The 17,446-nt window shown below is 69.8% G+C and carries 16 protein-coding genes; 7 read left to right on the forward strand and 9 right to left on the reverse strand.

Features of this window, described 5'->3' with window-relative positions:
- Positions 1–96: 96 nt before the first annotated feature.
- The 7 genes from Q1V88_RS02515 to Q1V88_RS02545 form a co-directional block, all read right to left on the reverse strand.
- Positions 97–1,551, reverse strand: a complete 1,455-nt coding sequence (locus Q1V88_RS02515) for a hypothetical protein (RefSeq protein ID WP_300677452.1) — start codon at positions 1,549–1,551, stop codon at positions 97–99.
- Positions 1,552–1,623: 72 nt separating this feature from the next.
- Positions 1,624–1,968 (reverse strand): very short patch repair endonuclease, encoded by a 345-nt coding sequence (locus Q1V88_RS02520; protein WP_300677454.1) that lies wholly within the window; start codon positions 1,966–1,968, stop codon positions 1,624–1,626.
- A 191-nt stretch (positions 1,969–2,159) separates the two neighbouring features.
- On the reverse strand, positions 2,160–3,692 hold the full coding sequence (locus tag Q1V88_RS02525) for a DNA cytosine methyltransferase (protein WP_300677463.1): 1,533 nt from the start codon (positions 3,690–3,692) through the stop codon (positions 2,160–2,162).
- Between the two features lie 212 nt (positions 3,693–3,904).
- On the reverse strand, positions 3,905–4,444 hold the full coding sequence (locus Q1V88_RS02530) for a glutathione peroxidase (protein WP_300677465.1): 540 nt from the start codon (positions 4,442–4,444) through the stop codon (positions 3,905–3,907).
- 444 nt (positions 4,445–4,888) lie between these two features.
- The gene (locus Q1V88_RS02535; RefSeq protein WP_300677467.1) at positions 4,889–5,110 is read right to left on the reverse strand and encodes a DUF2007 domain-containing protein; all 222 of its coding nucleotides are present in this window, start codon (positions 5,108–5,110) and stop codon (positions 4,889–4,891) included.
- Between the two features lie 21 nt (positions 5,111–5,131).
- Complete coding sequence (locus Q1V88_RS02540) at positions 5,132–6,403, reverse strand: MFS transporter (RefSeq protein WP_300677470.1); 1,272 nt, start codon at positions 6,401–6,403, stop codon at positions 5,132–5,134.
- A gap of 25 nt (positions 6,404–6,428) precedes the next feature.
- Positions 6,429–7,301: a DUF2510 domain-containing protein gene (locus Q1V88_RS02545; protein WP_300677473.1), complete on the reverse strand. Its 873-nt coding sequence runs from the start codon at positions 7,299–7,301 to the stop codon at positions 6,429–6,431.
- A 220-nt stretch (positions 7,302–7,521) separates the two neighbouring features.
- Here Q1V88_RS02545 and Q1V88_RS02550 point away from each other — a divergent pair, with 220 nt between their 5' ends.
- Positions 7,522–8,433: an NAD(P)H-binding protein gene (locus Q1V88_RS02550; RefSeq protein ID WP_300677475.1), complete on the forward strand. Its 912-nt coding sequence runs from the start codon at positions 7,522–7,524 to the stop codon at positions 8,431–8,433.
- Positions 8,430–9,152 (forward strand): CPBP family intramembrane glutamic endopeptidase, encoded by a 723-nt coding sequence (locus tag Q1V88_RS02555; protein WP_300677477.1) that lies wholly within the window; start codon positions 8,430–8,432, stop codon positions 9,150–9,152. Before Q1V88_RS02550 ends, Q1V88_RS02555 begins: the two co-directional genes overlap by 4 nt.
- Positions 9,153–9,236: 84 nt before the next feature.
- Here the strand turns inward: Q1V88_RS02555 and Q1V88_RS02560 are convergent, their stop codons facing one another.
- Positions 9,237–10,031, reverse strand: coding sequence for an enoyl-CoA hydratase/isomerase family protein (locus tag Q1V88_RS02560; RefSeq protein WP_300677480.1), 795 nt, complete (start codon positions 10,029–10,031; stop codon positions 9,237–9,239).
- A 119-nt stretch (positions 10,032–10,150) separates the two neighbouring features.
- Between Q1V88_RS02560 and Q1V88_RS02565 the strand changes: the two genes are divergently transcribed.
- The 5 genes from Q1V88_RS02565 to Q1V88_RS02585 all read left to right on the forward strand — a co-directional run bounded on the left by Q1V88_RS02565 (position 10,151) and on the right by Q1V88_RS02585 (position 15,551).
- Positions 10,151–11,491, forward strand: coding sequence for a solute carrier family 23 protein (locus Q1V88_RS02565; protein ID WP_300677483.1), 1,341 nt, complete (start codon positions 10,151–10,153; stop codon positions 11,489–11,491).
- Between the two features lie 49 nt (positions 11,492–11,540).
- Positions 11,541–12,623, forward strand: a complete 1,083-nt coding sequence (locus tag Q1V88_RS02570) for a hypothetical protein (RefSeq protein WP_300677485.1) — start codon at positions 11,541–11,543, stop codon at positions 12,621–12,623.
- Between the two features lie 28 nt (positions 12,624–12,651).
- The gene (locus Q1V88_RS02575) at positions 12,652–13,014 is read left to right on the forward strand and encodes a VOC family protein (RefSeq protein WP_300677487.1); all 363 of its coding nucleotides are present in this window, start codon (positions 12,652–12,654) and stop codon (positions 13,012–13,014) included.
- Positions 13,015–13,190: 176 nt separating this feature from the next.
- Positions 13,191–15,305 (forward strand): MMPL family transporter, encoded by a 2,115-nt coding sequence (locus Q1V88_RS02580; protein ID WP_300677490.1) that lies wholly within the window; start codon positions 13,191–13,193, stop codon positions 15,303–15,305.
- A gap of 30 nt (positions 15,306–15,335) precedes the next feature.
- Positions 15,336–15,551 carry a DUF2892 domain-containing protein gene (locus Q1V88_RS02585; protein ID WP_300677493.1) on the forward strand — a complete coding sequence of 72 codons (216 nt, stop codon included), beginning with the start codon at positions 15,336–15,338 and terminating at the stop codon, positions 15,549–15,551.
- Here Q1V88_RS02585 and Q1V88_RS02590 read toward each other — a convergent pair.
- Positions 15,523–17,445 (reverse strand): prolyl oligopeptidase family serine peptidase, encoded by a 1,923-nt coding sequence (locus Q1V88_RS02590; RefSeq protein ID WP_300677496.1) that lies wholly within the window; start codon positions 17,443–17,445, stop codon positions 15,523–15,525. The two genes, Q1V88_RS02585 and Q1V88_RS02590, sit on opposite strands and share 29 nt — an antisense overlap.
- Between the last annotated feature and the right edge of the window lies 1 nt (position 17,446).

Here is a 17,446-nt window from a genome sequence, read left to right on the forward strand (position 1 = left end):
CTCCCAGACGAAATCCACTCCTGGGCCGCACGCCGGGTGGCGCCACGCCTCGAAGTGCGCCTCTGGCCGCCGTCGACCGCTAGCACCTTAGCGATCCTACGACCTCGGCCAGTCATACCGTGCAACAGCAAGCGACGTCCCCCGCGTCTTGGGGACGGAGAGGTTGTACCTCGGCCGCCGCGAGCGGCCCACTCCTCCTTCCTCGTCGGGGGCCTGCCTGCCCTGGGCGAAGCCGGTGATTTGGCCGGCCGCCTTCGCAGCGTCCAACGCGGCCTCGTTGTGAAAGTAGAACGCCTCGACATGAAGGGGCTCGAAAGCTGATTTCCTTGCTCGAGAGCCGCCGCTGTTCGAAGACCTCGACTTCACACCCTGAGCCGCCTTGAAGCCGCGGTGCCACTCAACGAACTCCCCGTCGTCATCACTGATCGCCTCACCCCCGATCATCAAGAAACCAAGGCCTTGCTCCCGAATGCAGGCGTCCATCGCCTCCTGATCGTTCAGCGGTGCAGCTGACTGTCCCCGCTTGATCGCACTTGTCAACGGCGAGCGCCATGACTCCGTGTGCGCCTTGAGATCCCAGACGTAGCGCAGGCTGTAGTCGAAGACCGTCTTGCCGTACACGACTTGCGGCGGATTAGGGTTGGGGGTGAACGCCGAGTTGAGAAGGGCGCGGCCACGAGCCTCCCAATAGAAGCCCTGCCACTCGTTCTGGTTCGGCCCCTCGGTGACACCCTGATCAAGCATCCAGTGGATGCACTTCCGGGCATCCCACACGACCCGTTTCCCACCGTCGCCCTGCTTCTCGGCTCGCCACCCGTCCAGAAGTGCGGCGGCAAGCGCCTGCCCTTCCTCCTCAGGCGTACCGAACAGACCCAGACGGGCAGCACCAAGACGCCCGAGTCGACGCTCCGCGCCTGCAAGCAGCGTGTTGAGTCCGATCAAGGAGATCGTCTCGCCCGTCGACTCGCATATGTCGGACCAAGGAGCACCGAACTCGTCGGCAAGCGCCGCCCCCAGCTTCGTCTTGCTGAGCTTGACCTCCAGATGCGGTGCCAGGCCCGCAGCAAGGTTGACGAGTACAGACTTGTGCTCCTTGCTGCCGGGGCCAAGCCACTCAGGACCGGAGTTCGTCAAGCCACTGATCCGGTTGACTGCCTCGATCTTCGACGGGGCAGGCTCAAACTCAGCCCACTGGGCGTCGCTGAGGGTCGCCGGCCGCTGCGCGGCCAGACGCCGAAGGGAGCCTGCATGAAACGCCTCCGTTGCGCCCTCCAGCAGAATGTTGAGGCCGTCCAGGGTCACCTTGTTGCGGTCGGTGCACGTCGAGTTCCAGTCGATGTCCAACCTGAGTGCGATCCGCTCCCCCATCTGGGCGTTGGTTCGAGCCATGTCGATGTCGAGGCCGAGCGCGTCTCGGAGTGCAACGATCGCGCGCTTCTCGCCGCGAGTGCCAGCGTCGACAGCCCCCGTGAGCGAATAGATTCGGGCAACGGCCTCTGCCGCCGTCTCAGCAGGAATGAAGAACGGTCGGTCAGACAGCACGGAGCCCACCGACCAAGCCTATGGGTATCGAAGTCGGCATCGTCAGGCTTTGACGATATCCACCTGCGCAATGCATGCACCTCAGCCGGTGCACACGAGCGCGCACACTCGATCAGCGACCTCGATCGGGTCTTCGTGCTCCCAAGCCCGCAAGACGGTCCACCCGGCGGCTTCCAGACGCAGGTTCGTGTCAGCATCGCGCGCTCGGTTCCGTGCGATCTTGGTACTCCAGTACTCGGCATTCATCTTTGCCTTCATGCCGTGGTCCGGGCAGCCATGCCAGTAGCACCCGTCCACGAAGACCGCGACCTTAGCGCGAGTGAACACAAGGTCGGCTCGGCGGTTCAAGTCAAGCCAAGGCCTCGCATCAACCAGATAGCGGGGTCTCGAAGCGTGAAGGAATCGCCGAACGCGGACCTCTGGCATCGTGTCTCGAGGCCGATTTGGCTCGCATGACAGCACGGGCAGCCGCACTCGATGCCCACGGTTCGTACCCCTTGACCATCCTCCAACGCTGCCATTTGCTCAGTCGCGAATCCGATCGCCGACGTCCTGCAAGTCCCAGCCAGGACCCGGATATGGGCCACATCAGGCCGCGGTGCACTGACGCGGGCCGACTACGGATGAGCAGGAACGTGGGTCGAGAGTCGATCGGCCACGTCCAAAGGCGAGGTAGTCATGGCAGCTTCGACGATCCGGGGTCCAACTCCGTCCGGGTCCGCCTCTAGAAGGCTCCGATCGCGGAGAACGTGCTCACGGAAGACGTGCTGCACTGCCCCGACCGCGACGCCGTTCCCCATCTGCTTGTACGTCGCAGCAGGCAGTTGGCCAGGGAAGACGAATGAGTCCGGAAGACCTTGGAGCCGCGCGGTCTCACGCGGCGAGAGTCGTCGCTCGAGGGGACCGACGATCGACGTCTGTGTGATCGCCACAAGCGCGGGGAGATACGTCGGCCGCTTGGCCCGGATCCCTGACGGTCGGAAGTGCATGACGGTGTCCCATAGGGACTTGGCGTCCTGCGCCTGCCACTCCAACTTTCGGCGAGAGCCTGGGAACAGATCCGTGTACACGCCCCAACGCCACGCCCAAGGAAGAATGTCGCGCCAGTGTTCCTCGAACGCGTCGTAGTTGCGACGGAGATGCGACTGCTTCCACCGAGGCAACGACTCACTGATCTTCGGTCGCGTGACTTTTGCCGGCATCTTGAAGCCAACCTCTGCCGCGGCAACGTATCGACCATCCGAGCCGCGCGCGGGCGACAGTGCGCGTCGCATCGCAGACGCCGCCTCCGGAAAGTCCAGCCAGGAGTCAGCCCAATACGGGAACCCCTTCAGAGGCTCGCCTGTGCGATCACGCATGAAGAGCGTGAACTCGTCCCAGGCGTCAATCCATAACTTCTCGACGGAGGTCAGCTCGCAGCCAAGAATGGCGTGAGCATCGTCCAGCAGTCCGCCGTCTAGGAGACTCCAGCCTCCCTCGCTCGCTCCGGGATCGAAGAGCGGCGCGTCAGCCGTCGCGGACGTCCGGAATCGGTCTGCCATCGTCGCGACCGGCGCCGGTCCCTGGACTTCGAAGTCCACCTCTCCGCTAGCGAGACGAGGCACAGTCTGAGGCGCATACGTTGCCGTGATGAACACCCGCTCTCGCACCTGGGGCGTCCCTCCCAGGTGCTCGGGCAACAGGTGGGGCGAGAAGACCGCTGGCCGGGCCGAGACGTTGTAGCCCTCCTCCCGCAAGGTCTTGATAATCACGTCCCACTCGTGAGCGTGCCGCGGGCCAATCAGATTCCGCACGTTCTCCAGCAGAACCACCTTGGGGTGATGCGCCTTGATGATCGAGGCGATGTTGAAGAAGAGCGTCCCACGCGCCTCGTCCATGCCGCGCTGCGCGCCAGACTTGCTGAACGGCTGGCACGGAAAGCCTGCACAGAGCACGTCATGCTCAGGCACGTTCATGACGCCGAGCGCATCATCGGCGTCATGAGTGATGTCCCCGAGAGCACGGTGACCCCAGTTGGCTTCGTAGACCGCCGCCGCCTTCCGGTCGATCTCAACGGCGTAGACACACTCACCGCCGAACGACTTCATCACCGCATGGAAACCGCCGATCCCAGCGAAGAGGTCGATGAATCTGAACGCGGGCTCCTGCATGAAGGAATGGTACGCAGAGCCCACCGACAGAATCGCTTCCCGCGCCGTTGTGAGCTGGACAACACGCGAGCGCGGACCTACCCCGCACCGGCGGGGCAGCCTCTCCCTTCGCCCCACTATCGACGGACTGCTTCGCGGACGAGGAGGTACTGAGCCCGCTGAGGCCAGAGCGTGATCCCGACTAGCGAGGATGGGCGCCAGCAGGGGCGGGTTCAGGCGTCGGCGAGCAGCTCCCTGACCTCGGCCTCGATCACGTCCGCCGTCACCGGCGGCTCGTAGCGCTTGAGCACCTCGCCGGTCGGGCTGATCAGGAACTTGGTGAAGTTCCACTTCACGTCGTCGACGCCTGCCTCAGGGTTGATGGAGGAGATCGCCTCGAAGAAGCCGCCGTACTGCGGGCCGAAGTCCCCGGGGGCCTCACTCCGCAGGAACCGGTAGAGCGGCGCGGCGCCCTCTCCGTTGACCTCGATCCGGGCGAAGACCGGGAAGGTCACGTCGTACGTCGTCCGGCAGAACTCCTGGATCTCCGCATCACTGCCCGGCTCCTGCTCCTTGAACTGGTTGCACGGGAAGCCCAGCACGGCGACCTGGTCGCCCAACGACCGGTGCAGTGCCTCGAGACCCTCGTACTGCGGGGTCAGACCGCACTTGCTTGCGGTGTTGACCACCAGGAGGTACCGCCCGGCGTACTCAGCCAGGGAGACCTCGCCGCCCTCGGCGGTCGTGGCGGTGAAATCGTGAACCGTCGTCATCGGAGTCATCCGTCCTGTTGTCGGTGAAGCAGAAGGGCGCAGCACATTCGCCACTGCAACCGTCCTCAGGTCCTGTCCATTCCTCGAATCTCGTCCCCACTCGCTTCCTGGGCGCACCGGGCCACCGGCCGGCGCAGGCTCAGCAGGATCCGCTCCCCAGCCATGATCTGCGTCGGGTCGGCGACATGGCCGCACCCCATCACACGGGGGCCAGGACCGAAAGCGAGCAGTTGAGCCGCGACTCCGGCCGGGAGCGGCTCGGGCACCTCACTCACAGATCGCGCGCGTCGCGCGGGATCACCGAGGCGCGATGGGCTGATCCCCCGCATCAGCAGCAGGTGCAGCGCTCATCAGGCGCCCCGCTCTCGAGAGCGTCGAAGCTTTCAAAGCCGTCGAGTTGGAAGCACGTCCAGCGGCAACCTACGCCAGCAGAACAGCAGACCGTCAGCGACGGACCCACTTCCCCAGGTCCGCGTCGTCGAGCAACCCGCGGGCCTCGGCCTCCCGGTCCTCGGGCACCATCACCCGGGGCAGCACGCTGATCAGGTTGCCGCCCATCACGCTCGCATGGCGATCGGCGATGTGGCACGGGATGCCTGCGTCGACGAGGAGGCTTTCGACGATGGCGAGGATGGCGGGATCGCTGGTGCGGACGACTTCACCCATGCCCCGAGCGTAGGCACCCCTTCAGCGTTTCGCCAGGGTGACGCCGCGCAGGATCAGCCATGCCACCAGCTGCAGGGCAACGACGACGACCCCGAGCACCAGGACGTGATGCTCGGCCAGGGCCCCGGCGACCGCTCCCCCGATCAGCGCCCCGATGCCCTGGACGGCGGCGAAGACGCCGTACGCCGTCGCCCGCCGGGCCCCGGGAACGAGGTCGGCGACGAACGCCTTGACCGTCGAGTCTTGGACGCCGGTGGCGAAGCCCCACACCACCACGCCGGCCAGGACCAGCCACAGCCGGTCGGTGAAGACGCAGAACGGGACGATCGCCACCAGCGGCGGCACCAACAGCAGGACGCCGCCACCGCGCCGATCGAAGAGCCGGCCGGTCGCCAGTGCCGCGAGCGCTTCGACCGCCATCGCCAGCGCGTAGACCAGCGGGACCGCGGCCGCTGTGACCACTCCGTCCTGAACGAACCGGAAGGAGATCACCCCGAAGGTCATCAGGCCTGCCGTGGTCAGGGCCGCCGACAGCGAGAAGAGGTGGAAGGAGGCCGGCAGATCGCGGCCCACCGCCGCCCTCCCGATCGCCCGTAGCACCCCGCCCGGCCTCGCGGCGACGGCGGGAACGCCGACCGTGCTGGACTCAGCGTCCTCAGGCTCTGCCGGCGCGGTGATCGGGGCGCGTCGGTACAGCAGCGCCAGCAGCACCAGCGAGAGGGCGCCCGGGACAGCCAGCACAGCGAATCCCGGCCACAGCACACCGGTCAGCGCCGCCATGGCGGCCAGGAGCAGCGGCCCGAGGAAAGCACCCACCTGGTCGAGCGCCTTGTGCACCGCGAAGCCCTGGCCTCGTCCGGTCGACCTGGCCATCCGGGCCAGCAGCGCCGACTTCGCTGGGGAGCGCACCGCTTTGCCGGTGCGCTCCAGCAGGATCAGGGTCGCAGCCACGGCAAGTCCGGCCGCGCCCAGGAACGGAGTGAACGCCAGCAACGGCACACAGACGGCGGTCATCGCGTAGCCGACCACGGTCAACCGCCAGTGGTTCGCCGCTCGGTCAGCCCACACCCCGGTCCCGAGCCGGAGGATGAGTGCGATCCCCTCGCCCGCACCGGTGACGACCCCGACGGTGAGCGCCGAGGCGCCCACCGAGCCCAATAGCGGTCCCGACATCGCCCGCATGCCTTCATAGACCATGTCTGCGGCGAGGCTGACCAGCCCGAAGACGACGACGGTGCGCCACGGGGTCCACGAACCCGAGATCGTCTGGGCACGGCGAGGCACTGGCTTCACGGAGAGATTCTGGCCTATCCCGGTCTCAGCAGGTGCCGCTGCCCAACAGCGCGAGACCGGCCAGATCGCCGTCGGCGTACACCAGCTGGCCGACGTTGGTCGGGTACATCATCTGGCGTCGGTCCTTGACGTGGCCGAGCCCCAGGACATGGCCGAGCTCGTGCATCACGATGGCGCGTTCCTCGGCGTTGTTCCCGGCCGCGCTCTCCTGGGCGAACCAGTCGCGGCGCAAGGCGATGGCTCCGGTCAGGTAGTGCGGTTGCACCTGCCCGTTGACGGTCAAGGCTGTCGAGCCGCCGAGACCGACGGCGTCCTCGTCGGCGTCGCTCTGGGGCAGGACGGCGGGAAAGGTGATCACCACCGGCTTGGGCCGAGTGCCCCGAAGGTTCTCCTCGAACGTCACCGAGGTCGTGCCGCGGTACTCGAACTTGAGGCCGGTGGTGGCCTGCGCCTCGGCGACCGCGGGCTCGATGAAGGAGAGGTAGTCGGCGGGGGCACCGACGGGGTTGATCGCGTACTCGATCGGCTCACAGGGATCATAGGTCACCGGAGCGCCGGTCGCCGTCCGCTTCTCGATCCGGTAGCTGCTCGACGTACTCGGTGGCGTCGGCTCGGCCAACAGCCGGTGGTGCCGAAACACCCCCAGCTGCTCGGCGACAATGGCGCCGTCACCGTTGCGGGCCAGCACCGCCAGGCCGCCGAGGACGGCGACCACCACCACGCCGATCAGCACCGGACGCATCCGTCTGCGGCGTCGGACCGTGCGTGTACGCCGGACCTCGGCACGCTCCTGGGCCAGGGCCGTCGCCGGGTCGGGCCGGGTGACGCCCGTCCACCGGCGGCCGTCGTGCCAGCGCTGCCCGACGCCGTCGGGATCGCTGTACCACCCGGGCTCCATGCCCTCCCCCTTCGCCGGTGTGAACCACCGACGCTAGTTGTGCCGAGCACCCGATGAGGAGAGATTCGGGCAACCTCCGCCGGTCGCCGACGGCACCACCAGGGCGGCACGCACCGTGCTCCCACCGCGACGCCCACGGAGACAAGGGACACACCCGCAGGCACAGGGGTTGCGTCGCCCACCGAATCGAGCAACGCTCAAGACCCCGGAGGAGGTCTACATGAACCACACTGCCCCCGTGCTGGTGGCCGGCGGGACCGGCTTCGTCGGTCGTCGCCTGGTCGCCGCGCTCACCGATCAGGCGCGCGAGGTCCGGGTGATGACCCGCCACCCCGAGCACTACGACGGACCAGGGATCGCGGTCCGGGGCGACGTCGCCGACCCTGAGTCACTGAGGGCCGCGCTGGACGGGTGCTCAGCGGCGTACTACCTGGTGCACTCCTTGGGCAGCGCTGACTTCGAATCCCGCGACGCGGCCGCCGCTCGCGCGTTCGGCCGGGCGGCGCGTCAGGGCGGGATCGCGCAGATCATCTATCTGGGTGGCCTCGGTGCCGACTCCGACACTCTCTCGCCCCACCTGCGCAGCCGGCGCGAGGTCGAACGCCTCCTGGCCGCTGACGGAGCGCCGGTCACCGTCCTGCGGGCGGGGATCATCATCGGCCACGGCGGTATCTCCTGGGAGATCACCCGCCAGCTGGTCGCGCATCTGCCGGCCATGATCACGCCGCGCTGGGTGACCACCCGGACCCAGCCGATCGCGATCGCCGATGTCACCCGCTACCTGGTCGGCGTCCTGGAGAACCCAGACGCACTCGGCCGCACCTTCGAGATCGGTGGCCCCGAGGTGCTGGCGTACGCCGACATGCTCTCCCGGGTGGCAGCGATCAAGGGCCGGGCCCTGCCGATCCTGCCGGTCCCTCTCCTCACCCCCGGCCTCTCCTCGCGGTGGCTCGCCTTCATCACCGACGTCGACACCGAGACCGGCCGCAACCTGATCGACTCGATGACCAACGCCGTCGTCGTCCACGACACCGCGATCCGGGAGGTGGTGCCGTTCGAGCCGATGAGCTACGAGGCCGCCGTCCAGATCGCCCTGGCCGAACGGACCCAGGCACGGGCGGCTGAGCAGTGAGCCGGTTCGACCGGCTCCTGCCCAAGCCCCTGACCCACCGGCACGGCTCCGGGCCGATCGAGCCCCCCGCACTGCAACGACGTCGGCGCCGGGTCGTCGCCGGGACGGCGGTGCTGGGCACCGCTCTGCTGGGACGGTCACTGACCCGCGCACCGGGCTCAGCCGACTTCTATGCCTCCACCGCAGCGGTGGCCTCGGTCTACACCGCGGGAAGCCTCGCCTCGGGCCCCTTGCATCGCGGCTGGGTGGAGAACCGCGACGACTCCCTGCGTCGGCCGATCCTGACCCCGGTCGCGACCGGCGTGGCAGCGTTCGGCGTCTTCTATGTCGGCGCCCTCGTCGCCCGTCGGGTCCCGGTCCTCGGCGAGGCCGTCGCCCGGGTCCTGGCCTTCGCCCACGAAGGTGCGACCCCCGCGGTGTGGGCGACCACCCTCGCCAACGGCGCCGCCGAGGAGCTGTTCTATCGCGGCGCCCTGTACGCCGCCCTGGAGACGCACCAGCCGCTCGCCGGATCGACCGCGGTCTATGCGCTGGCCACCTCGGCGACCCGCAACCCGGCACTGGTGCTGGCCGCCACGGCGATGGGAACCCTGTTCGCCTACCAGCGCCGCGCCTCGGGCGGCATCCAGGCGCCGATGATCACCCATCTCACCTGGTCGACGCTGATGCTGCGCTTCCTCCCGCCGCTCTTCCGGCGCGACGAGGCCGCACCACTCTGATCATCAGCATCGTCATCCCGATCGCGGTGACCTGGGTGTCACCGTTCATGGTCAGGCAGGCGCTGCGCAGCCTCGCCGCCGGCCTCAGCGGTTCAGGAACGCGTCGATCAGGGCGCTCGCCTCGTCCCCCACCACTGCCCGGCTGATGGTGCGGGCCTCGTCGGCGGCGTGGACGTCGCGCGAGACCTCCAGGCCCGAGCGGAGCAGACGCCGGGCCTGGCCCAGGGCGAGGGCCGGTCCGGCGGCGAGCGTGCGGCCGATCTCGAGCGCGCGCTCGGCCGCCGTACCGCCGGCGACCTCGGCAGCGCCGGAGCCGTCGACCACCTCGGTGACCAGGTCCCACTCCAGCGCCGTGTCGGCCGAGAGCACCCGCTGGTTCACGGTCAGGTCGAGGGCGCGGCGCAGGCCGACGACCCGCGGCAGCAGGTAGGAGACGCCCGAGTCCGGGGTCAGGCCGATCCCGGCGAAGGCCATCGTGAACTTGGTGGCGCGTTCGGCGACCACCAGGTCGGCGGCCAGCACGAAGCCGAGACCGGCACCGGCGACGGCGCCGTGCACCCCGGCGACGACCGGCTTGGCGAGGTCGGAGAGCGCCCGCAGCGCCCCACCGAGCACGCTGGCGAGCTCGTGGATGTACGCGTCGCGTGCCTCGGCCGCGACGAAGGAGGCGACGTCGCCGCCGGCGCAGAAGCGCTTCCCGGCCCCGGTCACCACGACCACGCGGATGTCGTCGGCCGCACAGCGCTCGACGGCGGCGACGAGGTCGAGTGCGGTGGGCAGGTCGAAGGAGTTGGCGGCGGCGGGCCGGTTCAGCACGAGGTGGGCGACGCCGGAGTCGACCGACAGGAGCACGCCCGCGGCGTTCGTCTCTTCACTCATGCCCTCCCTTCTATCAGTCGCCGGGCGCGTACGGGAGCCGAGTCCCATAAGATCAGGCCGTTTGTGCTCAGGCCGCTGCGGCCGCGCACGCCCCCATCCCCCATCCCTCAGGAGGACCCGTGTCCTGGACCATCCACGGTGACGGCAAGTCCGTCGCCCCCGGCGAGGTCGTCAAGCCCCACGAGCGACTCTCGTGGCCGCGCACCATCGGTCTGGGCGGGCAGCACGTCGTCGCCATGTTCGGCGCGACCTTCCTGGTCCCGATCATCACGGGCTTCGACCCCAGCACCACGCTGCTCTTCTCCGGCATCGGCACGATGCTCTTCCTGCTCATCACCCGCAACCGGGTGCCGAGCTACCTGGGCTCGTCGTTCGCGTTCATCTCCCCGGTGCTGGCCGCCAAGACCGGTGACGACATCTCCACCGCGCTCTTCGCGATCATCGCCACCGGTGCCGCGCTAGCCCTGATCGGTCTGCTCGTGATGCGGGTCGGCACGGGCTGGATCCACGCCCTGATGCCGCCGGTCGTGATGGGCGGCGTGGTCGCCCTGATCGGCTTCAACCTGGCCCAGGCGTCGTGGAACAACGTGATCAACCTCGACGCCGGCGGCACCTTCGCCCCCGGCGGCAAGCCGGTCGACGACAAGCACCTGCTGCTCGCCACCGTCACCGTGGTCGCCATCGTCGTGATCGCCGCGCTCTTCCGCGGCATCCTCGGCCGGATCGCGGTGCTGCTCGGCTTCCTGGTCGGCTACCTGGTCTCGATCGCGATGGGCGTGCCCAACTTCGACGGCGTCAAGGCCGCCGACTGGTTCGGCCTGCCGCACCTGACCCACCCCAGCGCCGACTGGAGCGCGCTGCCGATGTTCCTGCCGGTCGTCTTCGTCCTGGTCGCCGAGAACGTCGGCCACGTCCGCTCCGTGGCCCACCTGGTCAAGGACGACTCGATCAACGCCATGACCGGTCGGGCGCTCTTCGCCGACGGCGTCGCCACGATGGTCGCCGGCGCGGGCGGCGGCTCGGCCACGACGACGTACGGCGAGAACATCGGCGTCATGTCGGCCACGCGGGTCTTCTCCACGGCCGCGTACTGGGTGGCCGGCATCGTCGCCTTCCTCCTCGCCATGTCGCCGAAGTTCGGTGCCCTGCTGTTCACCATCCCGAACGGTGTCATCGGCGGCGCCACGCTGGTGCTGTACGGCGTCATCGGCCTGATCGGCATCCGGATGTGGATCGACGCCCGGGTCGACTTCGGTATCCAGAAGAACCTCTTCCCCGTCGCCGCCGCCCTCATCATCGCGATGGGGATGGGCAACGACGTGGTGAAGTTCGGCGACTTCACCCTGGGCGGCATCGCGATCGCGACCGCCGCGATCCTGGTGCTGTTCCACCTGATGAACGGCCTGGAGACGCTGCGCGGCGGCACCGAGGAGTCAGCGCCGACGGAGGCGAAGGCCTGAACATTCCCGATCCCCGGACAACCCGGTCCGATCCCCCTATCCTCCAACGGTGATGACCCCCACCCGCCCCCAGAAGATGGTCGCCGCCGGCATGGCGTCGCTCGCCCTGGCCGCCGTCGTCGGCGTCCCCGGTGCCGCCGAGGCCGCCAAGCCACGCAAGATCGCCGCCTGCTACGTCAAGGAGACCGGCACCCTGCGTGTGATCGGCGCCGGCGAGCGCTGCACGGCTGAGGAGAAGAAGGTCGTCTGGCGGGTCGAGGGCCGCCGAGGCAAGACCGGAAAGACGGGCAAGACCGGGAAGACCGGCGCTACCGGGGCCGCCGGTGCCCAGGGAGCCGCCGGTGCCCAGGGTGCGACGGGGGCGACGGGGGCCGACGGCGCCGCCGGGGCTCAGGGCAGCATCGGCCCGGCCGGGCCTGTCGGCCCCACCGGAGCGACCGGGGCCACGGGCGCGACCGGAGCCGACGGCGCTGCCGGAGCGAACGGAGCGAACGGAGCCGCTGGCGCAGCCGGCCCGGCGGGAGCAGCCGGCCCGGCCGGTGCCACGGGCGCCACGGGCGCCACGGGCCCGACCGGAGCCGACGGCGCCACCGGCCCGACCGGGCCTGCCGGTTCCGGGAGCGGATCGCAGTACCTGAGCAGCTCAGGCCTCACCTCGATGTCTCTCACCACGATCGCGGGCGGGCTGACCGGGAACGGCGCTGTACTCCCGGTCAGCGGCACCAGCTCGATGACGACCTCGGTGACCACAGGGAGCATCGATGCCCTGGCGGTCGGGGGCCTGTCCCAACCCGTGCTGAACGCCACCACGCTCACCGGTGTGACCGCCAACTTCACTCTCACCCAGGCAATGTCCCTGATCGGCACGACCGTCTCCGTCACTGCCCAGGTATGGCGGTCCGACGGGAACCTGGCGCCCTTCACCCCGATCACCGGGGCCACGTGCACCACCACTCCCGCGTTGACAGGCCTCATCGCGACCGGCACCACCGCCTCCTGTTCGGTGACCGGCCGGTCGATCCCCGTCGCCAGCGGGCAGCAGCTGATCGTGGTCTTCAGCGCGACCGCGACCGGCATCAGCCTGGTCAACACGATCACCGGCTACGGCAGCGCGGCGGTCACGACCTCCTGAGCTCGACGCCCGGGAGTAGCGTCGAGTCATGAGCGACAACGTGATTCGACAGATCATCCTGTCCACCGAGAACCTCGACGACTCGATCGCCTTCTACGAAGGCCTCGGCTACACGCTGCGGTTCCGCGACGGGGCGCACTACGCCGCCCTCGACGGCGGCGCCGTCACCCTGGCCCTGGCCACCTCGATCGACCATCCCCTGCCCGGCAAGGTCGTGGTCGGGATCAAGACCCCGACCACGGCCGACGTCGACACCCAGGCCGCCGCGATCGAGGCTGCCGGCGGGGCGATCGTGAAGGCGCCGTACGACGACGCGCACGAGCGCCGCGCGGTGGTCTACGACAACCAGGGCAACGGACTGGTGTTCTACAGCCCGCTCCCCCGGGACTGACCCGGCCCGAGCCACCAGTACCGCCAGACCGGCGGTCCGACGAGAGTCGGACCGCCGGTCTTTCGCATTCCCCCTCCCCTGGCGGCCGTCCCCGCGCCCCACGGTTTCATAACCCCCCGGGGGGATATGCTACCGTCGCCTCGTTATCCCCCCAGGGGGTTCTGAGAGGAGTTGGAATGAGTACCGCCCGCCCCGGCCCACTGGGCCGCCTCGGCCTCGGAGTCCTGCGTCACGGTCGGCTGACCGCGGTGCTGTGGCTGCTGGTCATCGTCGGCCTCGGCCTGTTCGCCCCACGCGTGGAGAGCTCGCTGTCGGGTGCCGGCTGGCAGGCCAGCGGCTCCGCGTCGGTCCAGGCCCGGCACCTGGCCGAGGAGCACTTCGGCGGCAACGCCTCCTCCGCGCTCCAGGTCGTCGTGCACAGCGACGCGCCCCTCACCGACGCCGCCGGGCAGAAGGTGCTCGCCCAGGTCGAGGCGACCCTGCACGCCGATGACCGGATCTCCACCGTGATCGCACCGCAGCCCGGTGCCACCCTCAGCGCCGACGGCACCACCGCGATCGTGATCGGTGGCGCCGCGGTCGACACCAACGAGATGGTCAAGGCCGCCGTCGACCTCAAGGAGCCCCTGACCGCCCTGTCGGGCGACGGCATCGAGGTCACTCCGACCGGCGCCTCCCAGCTCTGGGCCGACTTCAACGCCGCCAACCTCGACGCGATGATGAAGTCCGAGATCATGTCCTGGCCGGTCACCCTGGCCGTCCTGGTGCTGGCCTTCGGCGCCCTCATCGCCGCCGGACTGCCGCTGCTGCTCACCCTGGCCGGACTGGTCGCCTCGGCCGGCTCCCTGGTGCTGATCAACGAGATCGTCCCGGTCTCGATCTGGGCGATGAACTTCGCGATGATGTTCGCCCTCGCCCTCGGGATCGACTACGCCCTCTTCCTCGTCGTGAGGTTCCGCGCCGCCCGCGCCAAGGCCGGCGCCACCCGGGAGAGCGCCGTCGCCGAGACGATGGACACCGCCGGCAAGGCGGTGCTGCTCTCCGGCCTGACCGTGCTGGTCTCGCTCTCGGCCGTCGAGATCGTGCCCTCGCCGTCGTTCCGGTCGATGGCCGGCGGCATCATGCTCGCCGTCGTCTTCGTGCTCGCCGCCACCTTGACCCTGCTGCCGCTGGTGCTGGGCAAGCTCGACACCCGGATCAACAAGCTGGCGCTGCCCTGGACCCGTACGGCCGAGCACCACTCCCCCCGCTTCGCCCGCTGGGGTGAGCGGCTGTGGCGGCGCCCGTTCCTCTACGGTGCCGGTGCCCTGGTGGTGCTGATCGCCCTGGCCGCCCCGATCCTCGGCCTGCGCACCGCGATGCCCTCGATCAAGGTGCTCCCCGACGACGCCCCTGCCCGGGTCGGCTACGACCGGGTCCAGGAGGCCTTCGGGCCGGGCACCGCCGGCATGCTCCAGATCGTCGTCCCCCGTACGTCGGCCGGTGCGGCCGCCGCCGTGGTGAGCGCCGATCCTGGCATCGCCGGGGCAATGCCGGCGACCGAGGCCGTCGACGGGTCGTCGTACGCGATGATCCAGGCGGTCCCCACGGTCGACCCGTCCGACCCGGCCCTGGCCCAGACGGTGGAGCGACTGCGCGCCGACCTGCCCGACGACGCCCTGGTCGGTGGCCCTGCGGTGGAGAACCTCGACCTCAAGGCCCAGCTCGACCACTCCACGCCGCTGGTGATCGGGATCGTGCTCGCGCTCGGCTTCCTGCTGTTGCTGATCGCCCTGCAGGCGCCCCTGATCGCACTGCTGGGCACCCTGGTCAGCCTGCTCTCCACCGCCGCCGCGTTCGGCGTGGCCCGGCTGGTCTTCCAGGACGGGCACCTCTCCGGGCTCTTCGGATTCGAGTCCCAGGGGTTCCTCGACGCCTGGGCGCCGGTCTTCTTCTTCGCGATGATCTTCGCCATCGCGATGGACTACACCGTCTTCCTGCTGGCCTCGGCCAAGGAGAACTGGGAGCGCACCGGTGACGCCCGCAGTGCGATGGTCGGGGCGCTGGCCCAGTCCGGGCGGGTGATCTTCGCCGCCGGCGCGGTGATGGTGGCGGTCTTCTTCACCTTCTCGCTGTCCGGGCCGCTGCCACCCAAGGAGATGGGCGTCATCCTCGGCGTCGCCGTCCTGCTGGACGCCTTCGTCGTCCGACTGGTGCTGCTGCCGGTGCTGCTACGGCTGACCGGCCGCGCTGCCTGGGCCTGCCCCGCGTGGCTGCGCCGGATCCTGCCCAGCATCCGCTTCAGCCACTGACCCTCCGACCTACCGATCCAGGAGATCCTCGTGCACGACTTCAACCTCGACCGCGGCGTGATGCTCGTCGCCGGCACCGTCACCCTGCTCAGCGCCCTGCTGGCAGCCCTGGTCTCGCCGTGGTGGCTGCTGCTCACCACGTTCGTCGGCCTCAACCTGTTCCAGGCCAGCCTGACCGGGTTCTGCCCTGCCGCGATCCTGCTCAAGCGCTTCGGCGTCAGGGCCGGGTGCGCGTTCCGGGAATGAACCGCTCCATCCAGGCGACCAGCGCCTCGTCATGAGCACGACGCGCTGAGGCGGGGCCGTACGTGCTCCCCTCGTGCGCGCTGCCCGGCAGCACCAGCACCTCGCTCGGCGTACCGACAGCACACAGCTGACGGTGCATCGACCAGGCCTGGGGCGCCGGGCAGCGCCGGTCCTCGGTCCCGGTGACGAACAGGGTCGGCGTGCGGGCGCCGCGGGAGCGGTACAGCGGCGACTGGTCGCGGTAGCGCTCGGGCCGGTCCAGGGGCGTGCCGAGCATCTGCTCGGTGAAGAACCGCGGGCCGATGTCGCTGGTGAAGTACATCGAGGCCAGGTCGGTGACCGGGTTCTCCGCCACCGCGGCACCGAACCGCCGCGTGGTCGCCCCCAGCCAGGCAGCCATGTAGCCGCCGTAGGAGTTGCCCGCGATGCCCAGCCGATCGTCGTCGGCCCAGCCGCGGGCGACCGCCTCGTCGACCACCGCGAGCAGGTCACGGCTCGGCCCCTCGGCCCAGTCGCCCTGCACCGAGGTGGCGAACTCCGTCGAGGTGCCCGTCGAGCCGCGCGGGTTGGCGTAGAGCACGCCGAACCCGGCCTCGACCAGGGCCACGGCGTCCAGGGAGAACGACTCGCCGTAGGAGTAGTGCGGGCCGCCGTGCACCAGCAGCACCGTCGGCAGCGGGCCGGTGGCCTCGGCCGGACGCAGGAACCAGGCGTCGATCGGCGCGACCGCGTCGGTGCTGACCCTGAACCGCTCCACGCTCATCGCGGGGGCCGCCTCGGTGAAGCGCCGCACCACCCGCTCCTCGCCGGTGGCCCAGTCGACGCACGCGATCTGCGCCCACTGGTCCGGGGCGATCGTCGCCATCACCAGTCGGCCGTTGCTGAAGCCGACCGGGGTGCAGGTCCGCTCGCCGCCGACGTACGCCGTCACGGTGACGTCCGACCCGTCGATCCGTGCCAGCGCGATCCCCATCGCGCCCCGGGTGACGGTACGGATCAGGAAGAGGTCCTCGTCCACGGCCAGCAGCAGCCGGTCGCCGGTGTCGACCAGCTCGGCGGGGTGGTCGCCGTAGACGTCGCCGCCCAGCCCGGGGACCTCACCGGGAACCTCACCGGAGGCCGTGATCGTGGTCAGGGTGACCACCGGCGGGGCGGTGGCATCGCCCAGGTCGACGCGGTAGAGCTCGGGCTCGGCCCCCGGCGTCGGCTCGAAGACCAGCACCAGCAGGCAGGTGTCGCTGAGCCACTCCACCGAGAAGGACCGCCCGGCCGGCACGGCTGGCGTCAGCCGGGACCCGTCCAGGCCCAGCACGTGCAGCTGCTGGCCGCCGATCCGGTCCTCGGGGTCGATCCCGGCCGCTGCAGCGATCCGAGTGGCGTCGGGCGACCAGCGCAGCAGCGACCAGCGCCAGCCGTCGTCGGTCAGGAGGCGGGGCTCCTCGTCGTCGTGGGCGCCGGCGATCAGCACCTGCGGCGGGGCGTCCAGCGGTCCGAGGCCGTCGAAGTCCAGGTAGGGCCGGGTCCAGCGGAACGGCTCGGAGCGGTCCACCGGCTGAGCCGTCGCGGCGGTGAAGGCCAGGTGGGCACCGTCGGGCGACCACAGCGGCGCCGAGGCGGCCCCCGCCGAGCCGGGCAGGGTGCGGCGGCTGCCGTCGGGCTCGCGGAGCACGATCGTGCCGTCCTCGGCGTCGGCGTCGATCCAGGCCAGCCGGCGTCCCCAGGGCGACCAGGTGGCGCCGTACCCGGCACCGAGCGGCTCCTCGGTCCCGGTCTCGAGGTCGAGCACGCTGACCTCGATGCCGTCGGGTCCGGCGGTCGACAGGGTCAGCCAGCGGGCGTCGTAGGTGAGGTCGGCGTGGAGCGGGGCGTGGGCATAGCCGGACGGCAGGGACATC

It is taken from the genome of Nocardioides sp. (genome assembly GCF_030150155.1).
Lineage (GTDB): Bacteria > Actinomycetota > Actinomycetes > Propionibacteriales > Nocardioidaceae > Nocardioides.

What these genes read in the sequence shown, in the direction of transcription:
- Q1V88_RS02545 (WP_300677473.1), bottom strand. Translation starts at nt 7,301, where the DNA reads ATGGAGCCCGGGTGGTACAGCGATCCCGACGGCGTCGGGCAGCGCTGG.
- Q1V88_RS02535 (WP_300677467.1), bottom strand. Translation starts at nt 5,110, where the DNA reads ATGGGTGAAGTCGTCCGCACCAGCGATCCCGCCATCCTCGCCATCGTC.
- Q1V88_RS02520 (WP_300677454.1), bottom strand. Translation starts at nt 1,968, where the DNA reads ATGCCAGAGGTCCGCGTTCGGCGATTCCTTCACGCTTCGAGACCCCGC.
- Q1V88_RS02525 (WP_300677463.1), bottom strand. Translation starts at nt 3,692, where the DNA reads ATGCAGGAGCCCGCGTTCAGATTCATCGACCTCTTCGCTGGGATCGGC.
- Q1V88_RS02580 (WP_300677490.1), top strand. Translation starts at nt 13,191, where the DNA reads ATGAGTACCGCCCGCCCCGGCCCACTGGGCCGCCTCGGCCTCGGAGTC.
- Q1V88_RS02550 (WP_300677475.1), top strand. Translation starts at nt 7,522, where the DNA reads ATGAACCACACTGCCCCCGTGCTGGTGGCCGGCGGGACCGGCTTCGTC.
- Q1V88_RS02590 (WP_300677496.1), bottom strand. Translation starts at nt 17,445, where the DNA reads ATGTCCCTGCCGTCCGGCTATGCCCACGCCCCGCTCCACGCCGACCTC.
- Q1V88_RS02530 (WP_300677465.1), bottom strand. Translation starts at nt 4,444, where the DNA reads ATGACGACGGTTCACGATTTCACCGCCACGACCGCCGAGGGCGGCGAG.
- Q1V88_RS02575 (WP_300677487.1), top strand. Translation starts at nt 12,652, where the DNA reads ATGAGCGACAACGTGATTCGACAGATCATCCTGTCCACCGAGAACCTC.
- Q1V88_RS02560 (WP_300677480.1), bottom strand. Translation starts at nt 10,031, where the DNA reads ATGAGTGAAGAGACGAACGCCGCGGGCGTGCTCCTGTCGGTCGACTCC.